This is a genomic window from Streptomyces sp. HM190, assembly GCF_009857135.1.
In the GTDB taxonomy this organism is placed as follows: domain Bacteria; phylum Actinomycetota; class Actinomycetes; order Streptomycetales; family Streptomycetaceae; genus Streptomyces; species Streptomyces heilongjiangensis.
Window position 1 is genome coordinate 1,161,648 of record NZ_CP047318.1, and the last position, 21,113, is coordinate 1,182,760.

Annotated in this window: 18 protein-coding genes and 1 pseudogene; 12 read left to right on the top strand and 7 right to left on the bottom strand. The window is 65.5% G+C overall.

The window, feature by feature from the left end:
• Nucleotides 1-5 precede the first annotated feature (5 nt).
• From GSY65_RS04500 to GSY65_RS33610, 3 genes are all read left to right on the top strand, one after another.
• Nucleotides 6-1,556 carry a type IV secretory system conjugative DNA transfer family protein gene (locus tag GSY65_RS04500; protein WP_159766067.1) on the top strand — a complete coding sequence of 517 codons (1,551 nt, stop codon included), beginning with the start codon at nt 6-8 and terminating at the stop codon, nt 1,554-1,556.
• 95 nt (nt 1,557-1,651) lie between these two features.
• Nucleotides 1,652-2,284, top strand: coding sequence for a hypothetical protein (locus GSY65_RS33205; protein WP_201452868.1), 633 nt, complete (start codon nt 1,652-1,654; stop codon nt 2,282-2,284).
• Between the two features lie 21 nt (nt 2,285-2,305).
• Nucleotides 2,306-2,953, top strand: a complete 648-nt coding sequence (locus GSY65_RS33610; protein ID WP_236579698.1) for a hypothetical protein — start codon at nt 2,306-2,308, stop codon at nt 2,951-2,953.
• A gap of 66 nt (nt 2,954-3,019) precedes the next feature.
• On the opposite strand, the gene GSY65_RS04515 is transcribed toward GSY65_RS33610, so the two are convergent.
• Nucleotides 3,020-3,793, bottom strand: coding sequence for a transposase (locus GSY65_RS04515; protein WP_159766066.1), 774 nt, complete (start codon nt 3,791-3,793; stop codon nt 3,020-3,022).
• Nucleotides 3,794-4,089: 296 nt separating this feature from the next.
• Between GSY65_RS04515 and GSY65_RS04520 the strand changes: the two genes are divergently transcribed.
• Nucleotides 4,090-5,466, top strand: a complete 1,377-nt coding sequence (locus GSY65_RS04520) for an IS1380 family transposase (protein ID WP_159766068.1) — start codon at nt 4,090-4,092, stop codon at nt 5,464-5,466.
• Nucleotides 5,467-5,655: 189 nt separating this feature from the next.
• On the top strand, nt 5,656-6,279 hold the full coding sequence (locus tag GSY65_RS04525) for a replication-relaxation family protein (protein ID WP_159766069.1): 624 nt from the start codon (nt 5,656-5,658) through the stop codon (nt 6,277-6,279).
• A 53-nt stretch (nt 6,280-6,332) separates the two neighbouring features.
• On the opposite strand, the gene GSY65_RS04530 is transcribed toward GSY65_RS04525, so the two are convergent.
• On the bottom strand, nt 6,333-7,106 hold the full coding sequence (locus tag GSY65_RS04530) for a transposase (protein WP_159766066.1): 774 nt from the start codon (nt 7,104-7,106) through the stop codon (nt 6,333-6,335).
• Nucleotides 7,107-7,487: 381 nt separating this feature from the next.
• Between GSY65_RS04530 and GSY65_RS04535 the strand changes: the two genes are divergently transcribed.
• Nucleotides 7,488-9,914, top strand: coding sequence for a hypothetical protein (locus GSY65_RS04535; protein ID WP_159766070.1), 2,427 nt, complete (start codon nt 7,488-7,490; stop codon nt 9,912-9,914).
• A 352-nt stretch (nt 9,915-10,266) separates the two neighbouring features.
• Here GSY65_RS04535 and GSY65_RS04540 read toward each other — a convergent pair whose 3' ends face one another.
• A complete protein-coding gene (locus GSY65_RS04540) occupies nt 10,267-10,467 on the bottom strand; it encodes a hypothetical protein (RefSeq protein WP_159766071.1) in 201 nt (66 codons plus the stop codon).
• A gap of 732 nt (nt 10,468-11,199) precedes the next feature.
• Here GSY65_RS04540 and GSY65_RS04545 point away from each other — a divergent pair.
• On the top strand, nt 11,200-11,964 hold the full coding sequence (locus tag GSY65_RS04545) for a Shedu anti-phage system protein SduA domain-containing protein (RefSeq protein ID WP_159766072.1): 765 nt from the start codon (nt 11,200-11,202) through the stop codon (nt 11,962-11,964).
• Nucleotides 11,965-12,115: 151 nt separating this feature from the next.
• On the opposite strand, the gene GSY65_RS04550 is transcribed toward GSY65_RS04545, so the two are convergent.
• Nucleotides 12,116-12,889, bottom strand: a complete 774-nt coding sequence (locus GSY65_RS04550) for a transposase (protein ID WP_159766066.1) — start codon at nt 12,887-12,889, stop codon at nt 12,116-12,118.
• Between the two features lie 169 nt (nt 12,890-13,058).
• Here GSY65_RS04550 and GSY65_RS04555 point away from each other — a divergent pair, with 169 nt between their 5' ends.
• From GSY65_RS04555 to GSY65_RS33615, 3 genes and pseudogenes are all read left to right on the top strand, one after another.
• Nucleotides 13,059-14,435 carry an IS1380 family transposase gene (locus tag GSY65_RS04555; RefSeq protein ID WP_159766073.1) on the top strand — a complete coding sequence of 459 codons (1,377 nt, stop codon included), beginning with the start codon at nt 13,059-13,061 and terminating at the stop codon, nt 14,433-14,435.
• Between the two features lie 208 nt (nt 14,436-14,643).
• Nucleotides 14,644-15,417 carry a transposase gene (locus GSY65_RS04560; RefSeq protein ID WP_159766066.1) on the top strand — a complete coding sequence of 258 codons (774 nt, stop codon included), beginning with the start codon at nt 14,644-14,646 and terminating at the stop codon, nt 15,415-15,417.
• A gap of 334 nt (nt 15,418-15,751) precedes the next feature.
• A pseudogene (locus GSY65_RS33615) lies at nt 15,752-15,829 on the top strand (mismatch-specific DNA-glycosylase); the annotation flags it as partial.
• A gap of 64 nt (nt 15,830-15,893) precedes the next feature.
• Here the strand turns inward: GSY65_RS33615 and GSY65_RS04570 are convergent.
• Nucleotides 15,894-16,331: a hypothetical protein gene (locus GSY65_RS04570; protein ID WP_159766074.1), complete on the bottom strand. Its 438-nt coding sequence runs from the start codon at nt 16,329-16,331 to the stop codon at nt 15,894-15,896.
• 265 nt (nt 16,332-16,596) lie between these two features.
• On the opposite strand from GSY65_RS04570, the gene GSY65_RS04575 reads away from it, so the two are divergent.
• On the top strand, nt 16,597-17,754 hold the full coding sequence (locus GSY65_RS04575; RefSeq protein ID WP_159766075.1) for an ROK family transcriptional regulator: 1,158 nt from the start codon (nt 16,597-16,599) through the stop codon (nt 17,752-17,754).
• A gap of 216 nt (nt 17,755-17,970) precedes the next feature.
• Here the strand turns inward: GSY65_RS04575 and GSY65_RS04580 are convergent, their stop codons facing one another.
• A complete protein-coding gene (locus GSY65_RS04580; protein ID WP_159766076.1) occupies nt 17,971-18,732 on the bottom strand; it encodes a GntR family transcriptional regulator in 762 nt (253 codons plus the stop codon).
• Between the two features lie 256 nt (nt 18,733-18,988).
• A complete protein-coding gene (sigJ, locus tag GSY65_RS04585; RefSeq protein WP_159766077.1) occupies nt 18,989-19,879 on the bottom strand; it encodes an RNA polymerase sigma factor SigJ in 891 nt (296 codons plus the stop codon).
• Nucleotides 19,880-20,021: 142 nt separating this feature from the next.
• Here sigJ and GSY65_RS04590 point away from each other — a divergent pair, with 142 nt between their 5' ends.
• A complete protein-coding gene (locus GSY65_RS04590; RefSeq protein ID WP_159766078.1) occupies nt 20,022-20,852 on the top strand; it encodes an alpha/beta fold hydrolase in 831 nt (276 codons plus the stop codon).
• The last annotated feature ends 261 nt before the right edge of the window (nt 20,853-21,113 follow it).

A 21,113-nucleotide genomic window follows, 5' to 3' on the forward strand; every position in this document is an offset into this window, starting at 1 on the left:
CCCGCGTGCGCGCCAGTCTGCGAGCGGTCGGCAGCAGTAGCAACCGGCTCAAGCAGCGGCTCATGACAAGTGGTCGCGTCATTTCACGGGTCCACGAGCGGGCGGTGCCGACGCTCTTTCCAATGCAGCTGGCCGGCTCCGAGTTGGTTGGCCTGATCTGCTGGCCGGTTGGCTCACCGCATGTTGCCGGGCTTCCCGCCGCCAGGTCGCGTCAGCTTGCCGCTACCGGCGCGATCCCACGCACGGGACGAGTACTCGCTCGCTCCAACTTCCCGGGGGCGGAACGGTTGCTCGCCCTGACCCCGGAAGAGTCGACGTGGCACATGCAGGTGGTTGGGCCGACCGGCTCCGGTAAAACGGCGCTGCTTACGAACCTCATCTCGCAGGACATGAACGCGGGTCGCGGGGTCATCCTGATCGAGGGCAAGGGCGACCTGTTCCAAGCGGTCCTCGACCGCGTCCCTGAACGCCGGCTTCAAGATGTCGTCCTGCTCGACGTAAGCGACACGGACTATCCGGTGGGCTTCAACATCTTGCAGGGCAGCCCTTTCGTGGTCGCGGCGGACATCCAAAGACTGTTCGACCACCTCTACCCGCAGGACGCCCGAGGGGTGCGCGTCCGGCAGGGGTTCTACCATCTGATCTTGACGCTCATGATGAGCGCCGGGACTTCCTCGCCCATGACGTTCGCGGATATCGGGCCGCTCGCCGTACCGAGGGCGGATCAGGTGGAGTTCTCGAAAAAACTGGTTCGCGGGGTCGCGCACATCGAGGACCTGGCCGCGTGGTGGGCCGGGATCGATGACCGGATGCGTTCTTCGCACTTCCAGCCGCTCATGGATCGGATCTGGCAACTCAACAACCGACCCTCGATCCGGAACATCATCGGGCAGAGCCAGAGCACGATCGACCTCCGCGATGTGATCCAAGGAAACAAGATCCTGCTCGTGAACCTCGGTCGGGCAACGGAGGGGAAGGACACGGCCGGGCTGCTGGGCTCGCTCCTCCTTAATGCCGTCTGGAGTGTGGTGCAAACGGGGGCGGCTAATCCGGCCCGTCCCACGATGCTGTACCTCGACGAGTTCCAGGACTTCATCAACCTACCGATCGCGCCCGCCGACATGTTCGCCCAGGCGCGTTCACTCGGCCTCGCTATGACGGTGGCACACCAGCACCTCGGACAGCTCACCCGTGACCTCCAGGACGCCACCCAGAACAACGCGCGGTCGACAGTGGTGTTCCAGACCTCCGCTGACGAAGCTCGTTCATTTGCCCGGCAGTTCGGCCGCAGCGTCACCGATGAGGACTTCATGAACCAACGACGGTTCGAGGTCTTGATGCGTCTCGCCACAAGCGACGGGGTGAGTTCACCGGTAACGGGCGTCACGCTCCCGCCTGTTGATGCGACGGGCTTCGCGGACGAGGTACGGCGGCGGTCACGCCGTACCTACGGCCGACCGGTCGCTGAGGTGGAAGCGGACATTAAGCAGCGCCGCGGGCAGCAGCCGGCCGCAAGCCCTCCTACGAGGCGACCTCGGTTCGGTGGACCTCGCTAACTCCCTGGCGCGAGGACGGAGTCGGGTCATATCCTGATCCGTTCTGTTGAGATCAACTTGAACCTGGAGAACCTACGTTGCTGGATACGGCGAAGATGGTGGAGCAGCTCGACATCCTGATCGGCGAGTATCAGGACATGCTTCGCACGGGGACGGAGGGGGTGCTGTCGTCAGACCGGGCCAAGCTCCTTGCCAGTCGGCTTGAGTCGGCGATCGATCGCTTGGCTGTGCCTGGCAGCAGTTACGTGCGCCAGCTTGACATCCATCGCGACGACAAGCGGACGACAAATAGGATTCGGGCGATCTATAGCATCACGCTCGGACTTCGTGAGGACCTCAATGCCGGTTGGACTGAGTCTGTTGTCGAGATGGTCCACGCTGACACTCACAGTGATTACCTGGGGATGTCGGAGACCTTGCTCCGATCCGGGTTCAAGGATGCCGCAGCGGTGATTGCAGGGACGGCCCTTGAAGTCCACGTACGTGCACTGTGTACGAAGAACGGTGTTGACACAGAGCTAGGCGACGGAACTCCGAAAAAAGCCACTGTCATGAACGCCGACCTCAAGAAGGCTGATGTCTACGCGACGCTTCAGGAGAAGCAGGTGACGGCGTGGATGGATCTGCGGAACCAAGCAGCCCACGGGAACTACGAGAAGTATGACATCAATGAAGTTCGGGCGCTGGCAAGCGGCGTTCGTGACTTCATGCTCAAGTACCCGGCGTAGTACGAAACGAAGGGAACGGGGATGGCCAACGTCGAGAAGGTAGTCGAACAGCTCAACTTCCTGATCAAGGCATCCGAAAACTACACACGGAACCAAACTCGACATCTCCTGGAAGATGCAGAGGACGCCGTGGTCCTTAGCAACCGGTTGGAGGCCGCGATTGAGCGAGCTACTCGACCAAACTCTATGTACATGAAGCAGCTTGACGCTGCCCGCCGTAAGACGCAGCCCTATCGACTGCGTGAGGTGCGCACTGTCGCGCTGGGGCTGCGCGATGACCTGATTGCCGGATGGGTTGAATCGGTTGTGGAACTGGTGCACGCCGATACCTACCGCGACTATCTGGAGATGGCCGAAGGGTTGCTGGCCAAGGGCTACAAAGACGCAGCGGCAGTTATCACGGGGACGTCCCTCGAAGTCCACGTGCGTGCCCTCTGCGTGAAGAACGGCGTGGCGACTCACGTGGCAGGTAAGCCGAAGAAAGCAGACACCATGAACGCCGACCTCAAAAAGGCCAGCGTCTATGACGGGTTGCAACAGAAGGAGGTCACCGCCTGGATGGACCTCCGGAACAAGGCGGCGCACGGCGACTACCCAAGCTACGACCGCGATCAGGTACGTCGGCTCATTGATGGAGTGGAAGCCTTCATGCGGAAGTACCCGGCATAGGCGAACCCCCTAGAAGTTGTCCCGTAAATGATCTGAGGCATGCAGGCTGACCTGCTCGTTTGCCTGTCATCCGGTGAGGGTGAGGTTGTACAGGCGTGCGATGCCAAGCATGGCGTGGTGGACGCCTTCGCCTTTGAGTCGGCAGTCGCGCAGGATCTTCCAGCTCTTCATGCGGGCGAAGGTGTGCTCGACGCGGGCGCGGACCTTGCGGTGGGAGGCGTTGTGCTCCTCCTTCCAGGCCGGCAGTTCTTCGTTCTTGTGCCGACGGTAGTGCGGGATGGTCAGGCCGGTGCCTCGGTAGCCGCCGTCGGCGATCACGGTGGGGGTGGTACCGACAGCGGTCTTCGTGCCGGAGTCTTCCCAGGCCCGGCAGTCGTTGCGGTTGCCGGGCAGTGGCTTGCCGACGGCGACGACGAGGCGGGTGTCGGCGTCGATGACGACCTGGTGGTTGGTGGAGTAGCGGTAGTTCTTGCTGGAGGCGGCCATGCTCCGGTCGCGGGTGGGGACCAGGGTGCCGTCCACGATGAGCACGGTGTTCTTGCGGAACCGCCGCCGGGGCTGGAGCGCGAGAGCCGGTCCGAGGTGGTCGACGATCCGGTCGGCAGCCGACTTGGAGATGCCGAACAGCGGGGCGAGCTGGCGCAGGGTGAGGTTGGTGCGCCAGTACGCGGCCACCAGCAGCACCCGGTCCTCGAGCGGCAGCGACCACGGCCGGCCCTTGCGGACCGGATCGGCTCCCTCGCGCCGCAGCGCGGTGATCAGCTTGTTGAACTGCCGCGGGATCAGCCCGGTGAACGGACCTATCCACGAGGGCTCCGACGCCGTGATCACACCAGCCACGGCAAGATCATCTCACCTCTGACCAGCAGTTACGGGACAACCTCTAGGTCAGGGGTAGGCCGACCGTAGGTCTACCCCTGTACCTGTAGCTGTTCTGACCAGCGAAGACGCTGTGGCCCATCCGGACGGAGGACGGACGTTGGAGCTGACCACCCGCGACTACGAAGTACTCAACCTCGCGCTTTCACGAGGTGAGCTGTCCAGGAGTTGATCAGAAACGCGGAAAGTGCCCTTGACCTGCAACGATGGGACTTGCTGAGGGTCCTGTTGGCTGCAAGGAAAAGAGCACTTTCCAGGTGAGAGAGCCTATCTCGTCGTACCCGCGTGTCCGTGTCCAGGCAGACGGTCGGCGGGTGGCTTCGCAGGCCGGTGCGGTCCTGCTGCTGGAGACGGTCCGCAAGATCGGCCTTGACCAGGCGATATCCACAGCCCTGGCGTCCTGGCGCAAGCCGCGGGCCGTCCACGATCCTGGGAAGATCCTCCTGGACCTTGCTTTGGCGGTCGCGCTGGGCGGGGACTGCCTCGCGGACGTCGCGATGCTGAGGTGTGAGCCGGCTGTCTTCGGGCCGGTCGCTTCCGACCCGACGGTCTCCCGCCTGATCGACACCCTCGCCGGCTCCGACGAGAAAGCCCTGCAGGCCATCCGGTCCGCACGGGCCGAAGTCCGCAGCCGGGTCTGGTCGTTGGCGGGCAAGAACGCCCCCGACGCCGATGGACAGGTCACGGTCGATCTCGACGGCGTTCTCGTGATCGCGCACTCCGACAAAGAGGATGCGGCCGCGACCTGGAAGAAGACCTACGGCCATCACCCCCTGACGGCCTTCGTCGACCACGGCCCGGGCGGAACCGGAGAGCCGGTCGCCGCTCTCCTCAGACCGGGAAACGCGGGCTCGAACACGGCCGCCGACCACATCACCACCGCCCAACGGGCCCTGGCTCAACTGCCGAAGAAGTACCGGCGAGGACGGCGGACGCTGATCCGCACGGACTCCGCCGGCGGCACCCATGACTTCGTGTCCTGGCTCGCGAAACGAGGCCGATGGCTGTCCTACTCGGTCGGCATGGTGATCACCGAGGCGATCCACCAGCACGTGCTGAAGATCCCCGGCCCGGCCTGGACACCGGCCGTGGAGGCCGGCGGCCAGGTCCGCGACGGAGCCTGGGTCGCCGAGCTCACGGGCAAGCTGCTGGACGGCTGGCCCAGCGGCATGCGGCTGATCGTCCGCAAGGAACGACCCCACCCCGGCGCCCAGTTGAGAATTACGGACGCGGACGGCATGCGGATCACCTGCTTCGCCACCAATACGACCGGTCGGCCGATCGCCGAGCTCGAGCTGCGTCACCGTCTGCGGGCCCGGGCGGAGGACCGGATCCGGGCCGCCCGGTCCACCGGCCTGCGCAACCTGCCCCTCCACCACACCGCGCAGAACAAAGTCTGGCTGGAGATCGTCCAGATCGCACTCGACCTGCTGGCCTGGATGCCCATGCTCGCTCTGACCGGCAAAGCCCGACTCTGGGAACCCCGTCGCCTGCGGCTCCGCCTGTTCTCCGCGGCCGGACAGCTCGTCACCACCGGCCGGCGCCGCATCCTCCGCCTCGCCCACCACTGGCCCTGGGCCCGTGACATCACCGACGCCCTCGAACGGCTCGCACTCCTGCCGAACCCCGGATGACCAACGGACTCACCCGTCCCTGCGAGAAGTGGATCCAGCCCGGAGCAGTGGAACCCGGCGTCCACCCGAGACGACACCCGGGCCCTCAGCCTGGCCGCCCTCCACCACCGACAACGAAATGGGCCGCCGACTTCGTCGACGGCCCATCACGAAAGTTCGAGGCTCAAGCTCACTCAGGTCTTTTCTCAGGTGGCCTCAACGCATATAACCGAGCTGCTGTTCGCGGACGTATCGCACAGCGTGCCGGACAGAGTGCTCGGACGGTTGGTCCGGTTCAGCTACCTTTCCCGGGTTGGTCGGAGAGCAACCAGTGCCAAGGGTGGAGCGGGGGCGTTCGTGTACCAGCTCGGCCGTGCTGGCCGTCTCCTCCTAGACGTCGAGGGGCGGCTATCTCCGAACGTCAACAACCACGCCCTCATGATGGCCGACACCTATTTGGAACTGCGGCGAGCGGAGAAGGCGGGCGTTCTCACGGTCACGGACTGGGAGGTTGAGCGGCGCGTGCCGCCCAGTGTCCGGGCAGATCTGTATGTGTCCATGGACTTCCCACAGCAGGAGCGGAGTAGTGCGTTCTTCCTTGAGATCGACCTGAGCACTGAACAACCTGCGCGCATCCGGGAGAAGGTCGCCGGGTACTGGCGGGCCGTCGAAGTGAGTACCGCCGACTACTTCCCGTATGTGGTGTTCGTGGTGCGGCACCAGCTACGTAAGAACGAGCTGGCCCTGATCTTTCGGCGGTTGCCAGAGGAGCAGCAGGAGATGATGCGAGTGGTTTTGATCGGGGAGTTGATACCTGAATTGATGCGTCTCTAGAAGTTGTCCCGTAAATGATCTGAGGCATGCAGGCTGACCTGCTCGTTTGCCTGTCATCCGGTGAGGGTGAGGTTGTACAGGCGTGCGATGCCAAGCATGGCGTGGTGGACGCCTTCGCCTTTGAGTCGGCAGTCGCGCAGGATCTTCCAGCTCTTCATGCGGGCGAAGGTGTGCTCGACGCGGGCGCGGACCTTGCGGTGGGAGGCGTTGTGCTCCTCCTTCCAGGCCGGCAGTTCTTCGTTCTTGTGCCGACGGTAGTGCGGGATGGTCAGGCCGGTGCCTCGGTAGCCGCCGTCGGCGATCACGGTGGGGGTGGTACCGACAGCGGTCTTCGTGCCGGAGTCTTCCCAGGCCCGGCAGTCGTTGCGGTTGCCGGGCAGTGGCTTGCCGACGGCGACGACGAGGCGGGTGTCGGCGTCGATGACGACCTGGTGGTTGGTGGAGTAGCGGTAGTTCTTGCTGGAGGCGGCCATGCTCCGGTCGCGGGTGGGGACCAGGGTGCCGTCCACGATGAGCACGGTGTTCTTGCGGAACCGCCGCCGGGGCTGGAGCGCGAGAGCCGGTCCGAGGTGGTCGACGATCCGGTCGGCAGCCGACTTGGAGATGCCGAACAGCGGGGCGAGCTGGCGCAGGGTGAGGTTGGTGCGCCAGTACGCGGCCACCAGCAGCACCCGGTCCTCGAGCGGCAGCGACCACGGCCGGCCCTTGCGGACCGGATCGGCTCCCTCGCGCCGCAGCGCGGTGATCAGCTTGTTGAACTGCCGCGGGATCAGCCCGGTGAACGGACCTATCCACGAGGGCTCCGACGCCGTGATCACACCAGCCACGGCAAGATCATCTCACCTCTGACCAGCAGTTACGGGACAACCTCTAGGTGTTGTCGATAGTACGGCGGTAACAGAGGTCGGGAGGCTTGATCAACAGGGGTTGAAGGAGGATAATAAAGGCAGAGATAAACTGAGGAATCAGCCCATGGCACGACGACCGCGAGAACCACTACTTCCGAAACTACTTTGGGCACCACGAAAGCGGACGCTTCGCAGGGCTGCCCGAGTCGGTGTCGTACGCGTTCCAGCATCACCAATGATACGTAGCCAGACGATCGAAGACTTTGCCGTGGCTGCCGTTCTAGCAGTTTCACTGACCGTCATCATGCTTCGATGATTGATCCAACATTAAAAGTATGTAGCACTTCAAGGAGACGTATCGTGGGCGAACCGACTTACCAAAATATCACCGCAACCGTGCGTCCACCCCGGTGCGCCATATTTATCAACAAGAACAGTGAATATTGGCAGACGGCAGCCAACGTTGCTATCACCCAGGCATCTCAAGTATGGGGTGGTCGCAACTTTCTGATTGTGCCTACGGATGGAGAAAAGATCGAAGACAAGTTTTGGGAGTTGCTTGAGGCCTACAGCCCTGACTATCTCGCAGTTTGCGATCTAACGTTCACGGATTTCGAAGAAGCTAATCCGGATCGATATGCGGAGATCAAGCACCTTCACAAAAATGGCGAGCCGGCCAAAGAATGGAGTGATACAGAGTTCGAAGATTGGTTTGCGGGTAGCGCTGCGCAGTCTCGGATTGATGAGCTCACTATCAGTGAAGCCTTGAGCAGTGAGCTCATCTATCGACTGAGCCCGTTTCACCACAGTGATGCGGTCGACCAGTATCTGACCAGTACGTCCGGCTTCGGGTATCCCTTCACGAAGATCGCAAAGATTATCTCGGCGACAACCAGACACATTGGTCTCGTGAGGCTTCCCCCTATAATTAACGACTCGACGTTCAAGCTACTCATCCATTCTGAGACGGGAGTGGGGAGCAGAGAGTACATCGACGAGATCAGCGAAGCTGGGTTCACTACAAAGCGAGTGCCGGACACGTATAAACTGACGAACGTTTTGACCCACGTGCAAGGACCGCAACGACCATTTCTAGGCGAGCATGAAGAGCCTCATCTAGATGAGAGTTTTCTGCCAAATACTCCGTTCGGCCTGAGCATGCTGCACCTGGGCCAGTATTACAGGGCTGACAAGCACCGTTCAGATAAAGAACCAGTGGTGGTTGTGCTTGGCGACTCTGTAGAGGACTTTTGCTTCTACTACTCGCTGTCCCGCATGCATGAGGGCATTAAGTGGCTCCCGCAAGCCTGGTTGCGCTCTTCCACTAAGGCACGGAATGCAGCTAGGAAACGTAGTCAGCAGGGACAAGAAGTAGATCCATTTACGCTAGAGCAGCAAGGCGCTCGCGAGCTGGTCAGCGTCGTTTCCTCCCTGATTCGTTACGGGCACAGCACCAAACATGTTCAGTTGTGCAGCATGAGCCTTAGTCAGCGACAGCTCGTCGCCTATCGAACCCAGATTGGAAGGCTCACGTATTTCGAGCCTGCCAGGTTCGCTTCCAAGATTGAATGCGTTCCCATTGAGTCGGTGTCTACCTCATGCGTGCTTCGGGTCTACGAGACCGACAACTACGTCAATCATCGCAGTATGGTGTTTGTCGACGGGAAGAGTGTCAGTCCCTTTGATACGCCGAAGCCTAAAAGCTTCAACGAGATTAGACTTCCCGACCACTATTGGCTGACTTCGCTGCAAATCGAGGGATACCAGCCCCCGTCGCTACCAACGTTGGGGCCGAAGCTCGCCAATCTCCACAACTCGACCACTGAGTCTCGTGTAGCTAACGATGGAATTGTTTATCTGTGCCCGAACTCCATGATCTTTGGCAGTGACCTCGACGCTATTTTGGTCCGCCCGAAGATCGAGATGCCAGATGTGCTGAGTCTCATCAACTCCTATTTCGAGAGTGTTGGCATCACAGCGAAATACTCAGACAAGGGTAAGTACTTCAATGACACGATCAGCCGTTTCGGCGGCCTCAATGCCTTGGGTGAGTTCATCAAGACCAAGATGACGCGCTCCATCCTAGATAAGTTCATGCAGACCAATAAGAACGCCGAGGATGGTGTCTTCTACGTCCGGACTGACCAACGTTCCTATCTAGACCTTGATGCATTCGCAGACTGCATGGGCAGTCCGCAGGCGGCAGCCGACCTCATAGACGACATGCTTACCAAGGAGATCATTTACCGAGGCTACATCCTCAAGTGCGAGAGGTGCAGCCTTTCCTCTTGGTATAGCCTAGACGCTCTATCTTCTGTCTTTAGTTGCAACCGCTGCGATTTTCAACAACAGTTCACGCAGAAGCACTGGAAGAACGGCATGGTGGAGCCTAGGTGGTGCTACAAGCTCGCTGAGACGGTCTACCAGTTCTATGAGAAGAACTCGCACCTCACAGCTCAGGTGCTCTACAAACTCAAATCGCAGTCAACTACAGCCTTTCACTTTGCTCCCGAGATTGATCTAATCGGTTTCTCTGGTTCTGGTGATAGTCGTGAGATGGATGTTGCCTGTATCCTCGACGGTCAAATCATCTTTGGTGAGTGCAAGACGGAAACGCTAAAGCTGAAGGACGTAGTGAAATTCGAGCAGCTTACGCAGATGCCGATGAAAAATCCCGCCAGGGTCATCTTCGCAACGACGAAGCCTGTTTCCGATGACTTCAAGAAGCGGATGGGCCAAGTTCCGAACGCAGAACTTATGGTTCGCAGTGACTTGTATGACGATTAGCGGAGCCGATCGAGTGGCACGGCTTACGCGTAGACAAGGCGAAACAAGGGTTGCCGCCGGCCTTGACCTTGTACGGCCAGCTCTACAGGCGTTCGCGATGGCCTGATGACCGGAGGCTTCCAATGAGGCACGTCAACCTACGGGCCGTGGTCGGCGGGGCGGTGAGTCGGGCAGTTCCATGCGCCGCGGTTACTGCGTGAACCCGACCGACCCAACCGCACGCCGGCGGGGACAGTAGGTCGAGACAATTCACGCCTCAACGACAGCCCCCCACCGCCACGACGGGCGATGGGGTGTTCTTGCATGGGAGCCAGACCCGAGGGTGTCTCGGATCAACGGCGCCGGGCTCGCGCTACGAGGCCTGGCGGATGTGCACCGTCTCGGCCTGACTGCCGTAGTTCTGGATGAAGACAAGCAAGCGGACAGCGCCGTCGTCCATGCTGTGACGGCTCACCGTCCACGAGACGTTTCCTGGTACGTCGGCCTTGCACTCGATGACCAGCTCGGGGACGAGGTCGCCACTCTCGTACTCGCCGATGTCGACCCGTTCCATCCTGTCTGGTCTGACGACGACGGAGGTTGGCAGTCCGTCGCTCTCGTCCTTGATGTTGCTACGTAGTGAACTCGCTCCCATAGTGCTGTGGTCCTCGTGGGTGTTAATTGGTATATCCCCAACTCCCGCGAGTTTCTACGACTTCCTAAGCAACAGAAAGTAACTACAAACAGGCGTCACCCCCCAATCTGCGGGGGAGGGTGTAACTCCTTGGTGGGTCTTTAAACCCCACACTCTACGTTACGTGGCTGAACGCCGGTAACGGTTTCCCTTACGGCGATTATGACATGCGTGATCCAGCGGTCAACTTTCTACACATGAGGTGGGTAGAAAACGCATGATTCAAGAGACGGTGGCCGGCTCACGATTGAACTTCCGGTGCTACGCGCCTGCGGTGCTGTGGTGATCGAACCGCTCAGGTGTCACCAGGTGCGCAGACAGTTGCGACCGACCCGGACGGCCTGGTCGACTCCTGTAGGTCGACAGCTTCCACCGCGTCGATGGGTCGATGAACCGTGCGGCGGCCAGGTGGCCCGCCAACCTGCCCTCGAAGCTGCCGTTTTACCCGCTCGGCCTGGCGTCTCCGTCCATACTGCTGCGGTGGACACCTTCCGTCATGCAGAGACCGACACGAGTCCAGAACGTCCTCAAGCCACTTCTTGGGAGGCTTACCGGGCTTCAGTGCTACCGCAGTGGCGGAGCCTCTTGGAGTCCTCCCCTAGTGAGCGGGAGGTGCAGGAGTTCTTGGAAGTTCATCCTTGCCTCCTCCCTGGAGCAACAGACAATATCGGCCCCGGTGGTCATCATGGTCCGTCGTTCTCTGCGGTGATCCGTCAGCCTCCGTTGAAAGGTCTTGGCCCAACACGCGTCCCGGACTTCATGTGGGTCCGGCTGGACACAGGGGCAATCCGGCCGATCTGTATTGAGATCGAGAGTCCTCGAAAGTCCTGGTTTAACAAGGGGGCGAGGACTCCTACAGCTGAGCTCACTCAGGCGGTCGACCAACTCACAGAGTGGAAGGTTTGGTTTTCTTCACCGGAGAACCAGCTCATTTTTGCGAAGACGTATGCCCCTGATTACACCTACCGCCCCATCGAGCCTCAGTTCGTCCTCGTCTACGGCCGAGACTCAGAATTCCGCGCAGCGACCTCCATTCACGACAACCCTGCCTATATGCGGCAGAAGCGTGACCACATGCCCCGGAGCCGTGAGTACTACTTCACCTACGACCAGCTGACTGCGGAGCGGGAGGCTGGCGACTACGCAACCATTACGTATGAGGTCGACAAGTGGCGCCTCGACTCACTGCCACCCACCTTCACGACCGGTTCAACCATGATGGATCTTGCTGAAATCATTGCTGACCCTTCTCCGGTACTTTCTCGTACTGCACTCATTAGCGAGGAGCGAAGGGCCTACGTTGTCGATCGCTGGAAATACTGGCGCCAGGTAGCGCTTTCGAAGCATGAATACTTCATAGCCGTGGGTCGAGAGTAGAACTGAGCCCGCGCGCAAGACGGTTGCTGTCAGCCGTCTGTGGGTTCCGGCTGATTTTCGGAGACACGCGTAATCCTGAATATGGCGACGGTTCCTAGAAGTTGTCCCGTAAATGATCTGAGGCATGCAGGCTGACCTGCTCGTTTGCCTGTCATCCGGTGAGGGTGAGGTTGTACAGGCGTGCGATGCCAAGCATGGCGTGGTGGACGCCTTCGCCTTTGAGTCGGCAGTCGCGCAGGATCTTCCAGCTCTTCATGCGGGCGAAGGTGTGCTCGACGCGGGCGCGGACCTTGCGGTGGGAGGCGTTGTGCTCCTCCTTCCAGGCCGGCAGTTCTTCGTTCTTGTGCCGACGGTAGTGCGGGATGGTCAGGCCGGTGCCTCGGTAGCCGCCGTCGGCGATCACGGTGGGGGTGGTACCGACAGCGGTCTTCGTGCCGGAGTCTTCCCAGGCCCGGCAGTCGTTGCGGTTGCCGGGCAGTGGCTTGCCGACGGCGACGACGAGGCGGGTGTCGGCGTCGATGACGACCTGGTGGTTGGTGGAGTAGCGGTAGTTCTTGCTGGAGGCGGCCATGCTCCGGTCGCGGGTGGGGACCAGGGTGCCGTCCACGATGAGCACGGTGTTCTTGCGGAACCGCCGCCGGGGCTGGAGCGCGAGAGCCGGTCCGAGGTGGTCGACGATCCGGTCGGCAGCCGACTTGGAGATGCCGAACAGCGGGGCGAGCTGGCGCAGGGTGAGGTTGGTGCGCCAGTACGCGGCCACCAGCAGCACCCGGTCCTCGAGCGGCAGCGACCACGGCCGGCCCTTGCGGACCGGATCGGCTCCCTCGCGCCGCAGCGCGGTGATCAGCTTGTTGAACTGCCGCGGGATCAGCCCGGTGAACGGACCTATCCACGAGGGCTCCGACGCCGTGATCACACCAGCCACGGCAAGATCATCTCACCTCTGACCAGCAGTTACGGGACAACCTCTAGCCTCGCGCTTTCACGAGGTGGGGCGTCCGAGGCTTGATCAAATAAGCGGAGAGTGCTCCTGACCTGCAACGATGGGACTTGTCGAGGGTCCTGTTGGTTGCATGGGAAGAAGCACTCTCCAGGTGAAGAAGCGTATCGGGTCGTACCCGTGTGTCCGCATCGAGGGCGGCGGCCGGGCGGTGGTCTCGCAGGCCGGGAGCGTGCTGCTGGTCGAGACCGTCCGCAAGGCCGGTTTGGACACCGCGATATCAGCGGCGCTGACGCCGTGGCGGAAGGCCCGGGCGGTGCACGATCCGGGCAAGATCCTGCTGGACGTGGCCCTGGCGGTCGCGCTGGGCGGGGACTGCCTCGCGGATGTCGGCATGCTGCGGGCCGAGCCCGCGGTGTTCGGGGCGGTCGCCTCCGACCCGACGGTCTCCCGCCTGATCGACTCCCTCGCCGCCTCGGGGGAGAGGGCCTTGCGGGCCATTCGCTCCGCGCGGGTCGAAGTCCGGCAGCATGTCTGGCGGTTGGCCGGCGGGAAAGCGCCCGATGCGGGCGGGTCGGTGACCGTCGATCTGGACGGGGTGCTGGTGGTTGCGCACTCGGACAAGGAGGACGCGGCCCCGACCTGGAAGCGGACCTACGGTCACCACCCGTTGATGGGGTTCGTCGACCACGGGCCGGGCGGCACCGGTGAGCCGGTCGCGGCCCTGCTCAGGCCCGGGAACGCGGGGTCCAACACCGCGGCCGACCACATCACCGCCACCCGCCTGGCCCTGGCCCAGCTGCCGGCGAAATACCGGCGCGGACGTCAGACCCTGATCCGCACCGACTCCGCGGGCGGCACCCACGACTTCGTCGCCTGGCTGACCCGGCGGGGGCGGTGGCTGTCCTACTCGGTCGGCATGGTGATCACCGACGCGATCCACCAGCACGTTCTGCAGGTCCCGGCCTCGGCCTGGACGCCGGCCGTCGAGGCGGACGGCGAGATCCGGGACGGGGCCTGGGTCACCGAACTCACCGGCGACGTCCTCGACGGCTGGCCCAACGGCATGAGGCTGATCGTCCGCAAGGAACGGCCCCACCCCGGGGCCCAGTTGCGGCTCACGGACGCGGACGGCATGCGGCTGACCTGCTTCGCCACCAACACCTCGGGCCGGCCGATCGCCGAGCTCGAGCTCCGTCACCGGCTGCGGGCGAGGGCCGAGGACCGCATCCGGGCCGCCCGCTCGACCGGCCTGCGCAACCTGCCCCTGCACCGCACCGCCCAGAACCGGATCTGGCTGGAGATCGTGCAGATCGCTCTCGACCTGCTGGCCTGGATGCCGATGCTCGCCCTGACCGGCACAGCCCGTCTCTGGGAACCCCGCCGCCTGCGGCTCCGCCTGTTCACCACGGCGGGGCAGTTCGTGACCACCGGTCGTCGGTGGATCCTCCGCCTGGCCGGGCACTGGCCCTGGACCAGCCACATCACCGCCGCCCTCGAACGGCTCGCACTCCTGCCGAACCCGGGATGAGCAGCGGATTCACCCGCCCCTACGAGAGAACCCTCCAGCCGGAGCAGTGGAACCCGGCGTCCATCCGAGACGACACTCGGGCCCTCAACCTGCCCAGCCTCAGCCCACAGCACGAAAACGGTCCACCGACTCCGTCGGCGGACCGTCACGCAAGATCGAGGCTAGAGGTTGTCCCGTAACTGCTGGTCAGAGGTGAGATGATCTTGCCGTGGCTGGTGTGATCACGGCGTCGGAGCCCTCGTGGATAGGTCCGTTCACCGGGCTGATCCCGCGGCAGTTCAACAAGCTGATCACCGCGCTGCGGCGCGAGGGAGCCGATCCGGTCCGCAAGGGCCGGCCGTGGTCGCTGCCGCTCGAGGACCGGGTGCTGCTGGTGGCCGCGTACTGGCGCACCAACCTCACCCTGCGCCAGCTCGCCCCGCTGTTCGGCATCTCCAAGTCGGCTGCCGACCGGATCGTCGACCACCTCGGACCGGCTCTCGCGCTCCAGCCCCGGCGGCGGTTCCGCAAGAACACCGTGCTCATCGTGGACGGCACCCTGGTCCCCACCCGCGACCGGAGCATGGCCGCCTCCAGCAAGAACTACCGCTACTCCACCAACCACCAGGTCGTCATCGACGCCGACACCCGCCTCGTCGTCGCCGTCGGCAAGCCACTGCCCGGCAACCGCAACGACTGCCGGGCCTGGGAAGACTCCGGCACGAAGACCGCTGTCGGTACCACCCCCACCGTGATCGCCGACGGCGGCTACCGAGGCACCGGCCTGACCATCCCGCACTACCGTCGGCACAAGAACGAAGAACTGCCGGCCTGGAAGGAGGAGCACAACGCCTCCCACCGCAAGGTCCGCGCCCGCGTCGAGCACACCTTCGCCCGCATGAAGAGCTGGAAGATCCTGCGCGACTGCCGACTCAAAGGCGAAGGCGTCCACCACGCCATGCTTGGCATCGCACGCCTGTACAACCTCACCCTCACCGGATGACAGGCAAACGAGCAGGTCAGCCTGCATGCCTCAGATCATTTACGGGACAACTTCTACCGGCGGTGAAGTCTAGAAGCCAGGGTTCAAATCCTTCATCACGGATGACCTCTGGCTTATACGCCGACTTGTCGTTGTCGATGTACTCGCGTGTTGCTGTACCACCGCTCGTTTCGATGAGTGGCAGTACAGTGCGAAGCTGCCGGTCAAGACCGGGAGCACGCTCCTCGTCCGTATCCGAGATACGAGCGTACGGGGCAACGATTATGGGTGATGTATCCGCTTTCATATACTATGCCCTAATTATACTATGTTGGGCATAGTTTCCAAAGCTTTGAGCGGCCTGAACGCGCATTGGACGGCGACGACGATGGCCGAGGAGTACGCCCGGCTCCGGGTGGCGGCGGAGGACTGAGCGGAGGGCTGCCCGGCCTGTGCGCGGTGGGGCTCGGGCCCGCCGCTCGTGGGACCCGCCTTGGTCAGGGCGGGTCCGTCTCCGTTATCAGGGCGACCAGTTGGAACGGCAGCTCCTTGTCCCACTGGGAGACACCGAGGGCGACCCAGCGGCCGTCGACCTGCCACAGGTGCACGTCGGGGACGTGCGAGCTGAGCACCGCCCACGGCTGCGGTATGTCCTCGCCCTCCATGGAACGGTCGAGGACGCTCCAGAGGCTGATCACGTCCGGGGCGCCCCAGCGCTCGGCGAGCCGCTCCGACAGGGCGTCACGGTCCGCCTCGTACTGCTCCTCGGTCTCCTCCCGGCGGGTGCCGTCGTCCTCCCAGAAGTCGGCGCTCGTCTGTAAGGCGGCGACGTGGTAACCGGGACCGCCCGGGCCGGCGTCCGAACGGCCGGGCTCCGCGGGGAACTCGGCGGAGCACAGCCTCTCGATGAGGGCGAGGTGCCGTGTGATGCTCATGGGTCCAGTAAAGCGGGCACCACTGACAATTGGCGTCCCGTCAGCGGCCGGTCCCGGCCCGACAACGGAAGGGCCGGGGGCGGGGGACGACGGTCCTCCGACGACGACGGGGCGGCAAGCGGCGCGGGGAAGGCGGTCGTCCGAAAACGGCGCTGCGGTCGGCCGACGCGGCGCTCGGGGAGGTCGGGGGCGGTGGACACTCGCCGGGGTCCCCGTCGGCGAGTACGATCCGGCAGACACGCGTGCTAGCTGGGAGGACGGGACGTTGGGGCAGCTGACCGGCGGGGATCCCTCTCTGCTCCGGAGAATCAACTCGGCTGTGGTGCTGCACGCGCTGCGCGCCACGGATCACGCCACGCTGACCGAGATCACCCGGGTCACCGGGCTGTCCCGGCCCACGGTCGAGGGCGTCGTCGAAGGGCTGGTGGAGGCCGGGCTGGTGGTGGAGCGGGCCGCCGACGAAGGGGCCGCCCGACGCCAGGGCCGGCCGGCGCGCCGCTACCGGTTCCGCGCGGAGGCGGGGCACCTGCTGGGACTGGAGGTGGGGTCGCACGGCGTCACCGCGCTGCTCGCGGACCTCGACGGGCGGGTGCTCGGCTCGCTGGCCAAGGACGTCGCCGAGACCGCGCCGGCGGGCGAGCGGCTGGAACGGCTGCGGTCGACCGTCGCAGAGCTGCTCCGCAGGTCGGGTGTCGCGCGGGACTCGCTGCGCGCGGTCGGCGTGGGCACCCCCGGCATCGTCGAGGCCGACGGCACCGTACGGCTCAGTACGGCCCTGCCGCAGTGGACGGGCCTGAACCTGGGCGAACGGCTGAGCCGTTCCTTCAAGTGCCCGGTCCTGGTGGAGAACGACGCCAACGCCGCCGCGGTCGCCGAGCACTGGAAGGGCGCGGCCACCGAGTCCGACGACCTGGTGTTCGTGCTGGCCGGGCTGAGCCCCGGCGCGGGTGCACTGATCGGCGGGCGGCTGCACCGGGGCTACGGGGGCGCGGCCGGGGAGATCGGCGCGCTGCACCTGCTGGGCCGGGAGGCCACTCCCGAGGCCCTGCTGTCGACCACCGGCGAGCCGCTGCACCCGCTCGACGAGCAGGCCGTCGCCGAGGTGTTCCGGCACGCGCGCGAGGGCGACGAGCGATCCCGCGCCGCAGTGGAGCGCTTCCTGCAGCGGCTGGTGCACGACGTGGCCGCGCTGGTGCTGGCGCTCGATCCCGAGCTGGTCGTCGTGGGCGGCTGGGCGACCGGCCTCGACGACGTCCTCGATCCCCTGCGGCGCGAACTCGCCCGCTACTGCCTGCGTCCGCCACGGGTGGCCCTGTCACGGCTGGGCGAGACGGCCGTCGCCATGGGCGCGCTGCGGCTCGCGCTCGACCACGTCGAGGAGCAGTTGTTCGCGGTCGAGGGCACGGTCACGGCCCGGCGCTGACCCGCGGCCGGCCGGGGCCCCGTACGCAGGGCCGTGCCCCGGAGGTGTCCGGGGCACGGCGGGCGCGGCTCGTCCGGGCCGGCGTCCGCGGGGACGCACGGCTCAGACCGCGCGACTCGGACCACGCGGCCTGAGGAGGCGTGGCTCGGATCGCCCGGCTCGGACCACGCCGCTCAAGGACGCGTGGCTCGGACCGCCCGGCCCAGAGCGCTCGGCTCAGGACGCCCGGCGTTCCGCGCCGTGGTGGATCTCGACGTCGCCCGAGGCGTCGAAGGTCAGGCGGCAGGTGTCGGCGCGGTAGGTGGCCAGGGAGACGGCGGCGGCACGTCCCCGGGCGAAGAATCGGGTCGTGACGACGAGGACGGGCGCGCCCGGCAGCCGGTCCAGTTCCTTCGCGTCCTCCGCGCGCGCGGAGCCCAGCTCCACCGAGCGGTCCTGCCCCTCCAGGTCGAGCCGCTGCAGCTCGCGCAGCACCGCACGCGCGCGGGCCGCGCCGGAGGGCGCGTCTATGGCGGAGAGGGCGGGCACCGAGGCGGCCGGGATGTAGAGCAGCTCGGCGGCCACGGGCTGGCCGTGGGACACGCGGGAGCGGCGTACGACATGGACCTGCTCGCCGTGGAGGGTGTCCAGGATCTCGGCCACCGCGGTGGGCGGCACCGCCTCCGCGCAGTCCACGGCCTGCCAGGCGTCCGCGGCCGTGCCCGGCCAGGCGTGCTGCTCGCCGCCGACGGAGACGCCCACGCGCGGCGGGGCCACCGTGGTGCCGACGCCGCGCCGGCGCTGGAGCCGGCCTTCCAGTTCGAGCTGTTCCAGTGCCTGGCGGAGCGTGGCGCGGGCGACGCCGAAGCGGGCCGCCAGGTCACGCTCGTTGGGCAGGATCTCGCCCACCGAGAACTCGGAGTCCAATGCCTCACTGAGCACGGTCTTGAGGTGCCAGTACTTCGGTTCCGGCACCGTTTCGAGCTGCTGGGTCCCCACCCTGTCCTCCGCTGCTTCGCCGTGTCCCGGCGGCGTTTTCGGCGCCCTTGTTTATGAAAGGTTGTTGCACTTTCTTGCGACCATAGGCCCGCCCCCACCCTTGGTCAAGACCAATCCTCGAAGCCCCGGGCATCCTCCGCGCGGGGCGTGGCGCAGCGTTCACGGAGCCTTGGCGAGGGCATGCCGAACCGCCGTACGACCGATCACCTGACGGGTCGTACGGCGGTCGGCGGGCAGGTGCCAGGCGGCCCACCGGCTACCGGTCGAGCGCGAGACCGAACAGCTTCTCCGGGTTGCGGACGACGTGGATGCGCTGGACCCGGCCGTCGGCGACGTCGAGCTGGAACACGGCGTCGGGCTTGCCCGCGGCGAGGACGACCAGCGCGGAGCCGCCGTTGATCTCCATGAAGCGGAACGAGGCGTCCGCGACGCCGCCCTTGGCGGACACGCCGTGCAGGAAGCGCCCCACCTTGTCGGCGGACTCGATGACCCGCAACGGGGCCTTGGCGAGGCCACCGCTGTCGGCGACGAGCCGGACGTCGGGGGCGAGCAGCGCCATGAGCCCGTCGAGGTCGCCGCCGGCCGCCGCGGCGAGGAACCGCTCGGTCAGCTCGCGGCGTTCGGCCGGGTCGACCACGTAGCGCGGGCGCCGCTCGCCGACGTGCCGGCGGGCCCGTCCGGCGAGTTGGCGTACGGCGGGCTCGGTGCGGTCGAGCACGCCGGCGATCTCGGCATAGGGGTAGCCGAAGGCCTCCCGGAGCACGAACACCGCGCGTTCCAGGGGCGAGAGGGACTCCAGGACGACGAGGACGGCGAGGGAGACGGTGTCGGTGAGCACGGCGCGTTCCGCGGTGTCCGGGACGGTGGCCTCGTAGTCGGTGGCGTACGGCTCGGGCAGCCAGGGGCCGGGGTAGGCCTCGTTGCGCGACTGCACCTGGCGGAGCCGGTCGATGGCGAGGCGGGTCGTCACGCGGACCAGGTAGCCGCGGGGTTCGCGTACGTCGGACCGGTCGGCGCCGGTCCAGCGCAGCCAGGCCTCCTGGACCACGTCCTCGGCGTCGGCGACCCTGCCGAGCATGCGGTAGGCGACTCCCATGAGGACGGGACGGTGCTCTTCGAAGACGTCGGTCGCGGTGTCAGCGGTCACCGTCCCATCCCATCCGACGCGCGGACCGCTGTCCAGGCCGCTTGTTACCCACGGGGACTACCCGCCGGTAGCGGTTGCTGACAAGCTGTCCAGGAATGCCGTACGACGGCGCGCCCCACCCTCACAGACGAGGAGCTGCACCATGTCCGCCACGGTCTCCTTCCAGGTCCCCTCCCCGCTCGGTCCGCGGCCCGTGACGGTCTCCTACGCGCGCGAGGGCACCGGCGAACCGCTGCTCCTGCTGCACGGCATCGGCCACCACCGGCAGGCCTGGGACCCGGTGGTGCACCTGCTGGCGGCCGAGCGCGAGGTGATCAGCGTGGACCTGCCCGGATTCGGCGCGTCCCCCGGCCTCCCGGACGGCCTGGCCTACGACCTGCCCACGACCACCGCCGTGTTCCGCGCCTTCTGCGAGACGCTCGGCCTCGACCGCCCGCATGTCGCGGGCAACTCGCTCGGCGGTCTGCTCGCCCTGGAACTGGGCCGGGAGAAGCTCGTACGGTCGGTCACGGCACTGTCGCCCGCCGGGTTCTGGAACGAGGCCGAGCGGCGCTACGCCTTCGGCGTCCTGCTCACCATGCGGGCCCTCTCCCGGCGGATGCCGGTGCCGCTGGTCCGGCGTCTGTCGCGTTCGGCGGCCGGCCGGGCCGCCCTGACGAGCACCATCTACGCCCGTCCGAGCCGCCGTTCACCGGAGGCGGTGGTCGCCGAGACGCTCGCGCTGGCCGGGGCCACCGGGTTCGACGCGACCCTGCGGGCCGGTGGCAGCGTCCTGTTCACCGACGACGTCCCGGAGCTGCCGGTCACCGTGGCCTGGGGTACGCGGGACTGGCTGCTCGTCCCCCGGCAGGGCGTCCGCGCCAAGCGGGTCATCCCCGGGGCCCGGCTGGTGCGGCTGCCCGGCTGCGGCCACTGCCCGATGAACGACGACCCGGCGCTGGTGGCCCGCGTCATCCTCGACGGCAGCCGCTGACACGCGGCGCGCGGCCGGCCTGGAGCCCAGGGCGACCCCGGCGCCCACCAGGACGCTGCCCGCCGCCTGGGCGGCACCGTAGGAGCCGGTACCGACGAGGGGCGCGGTGCAGGCGGCGGCCACGGGACGAGGCCGGGCCTTGCGGCCGCCTCGTGGAGCGGGTCACGGCGGGGCCGGGTTCGCGGTGCGGGAGCGGGGACGGCACGGGCGCGCGTGGGACGACCTGCCACGGCTGGTCCTCGGTACGCGCACCTCGCGCCG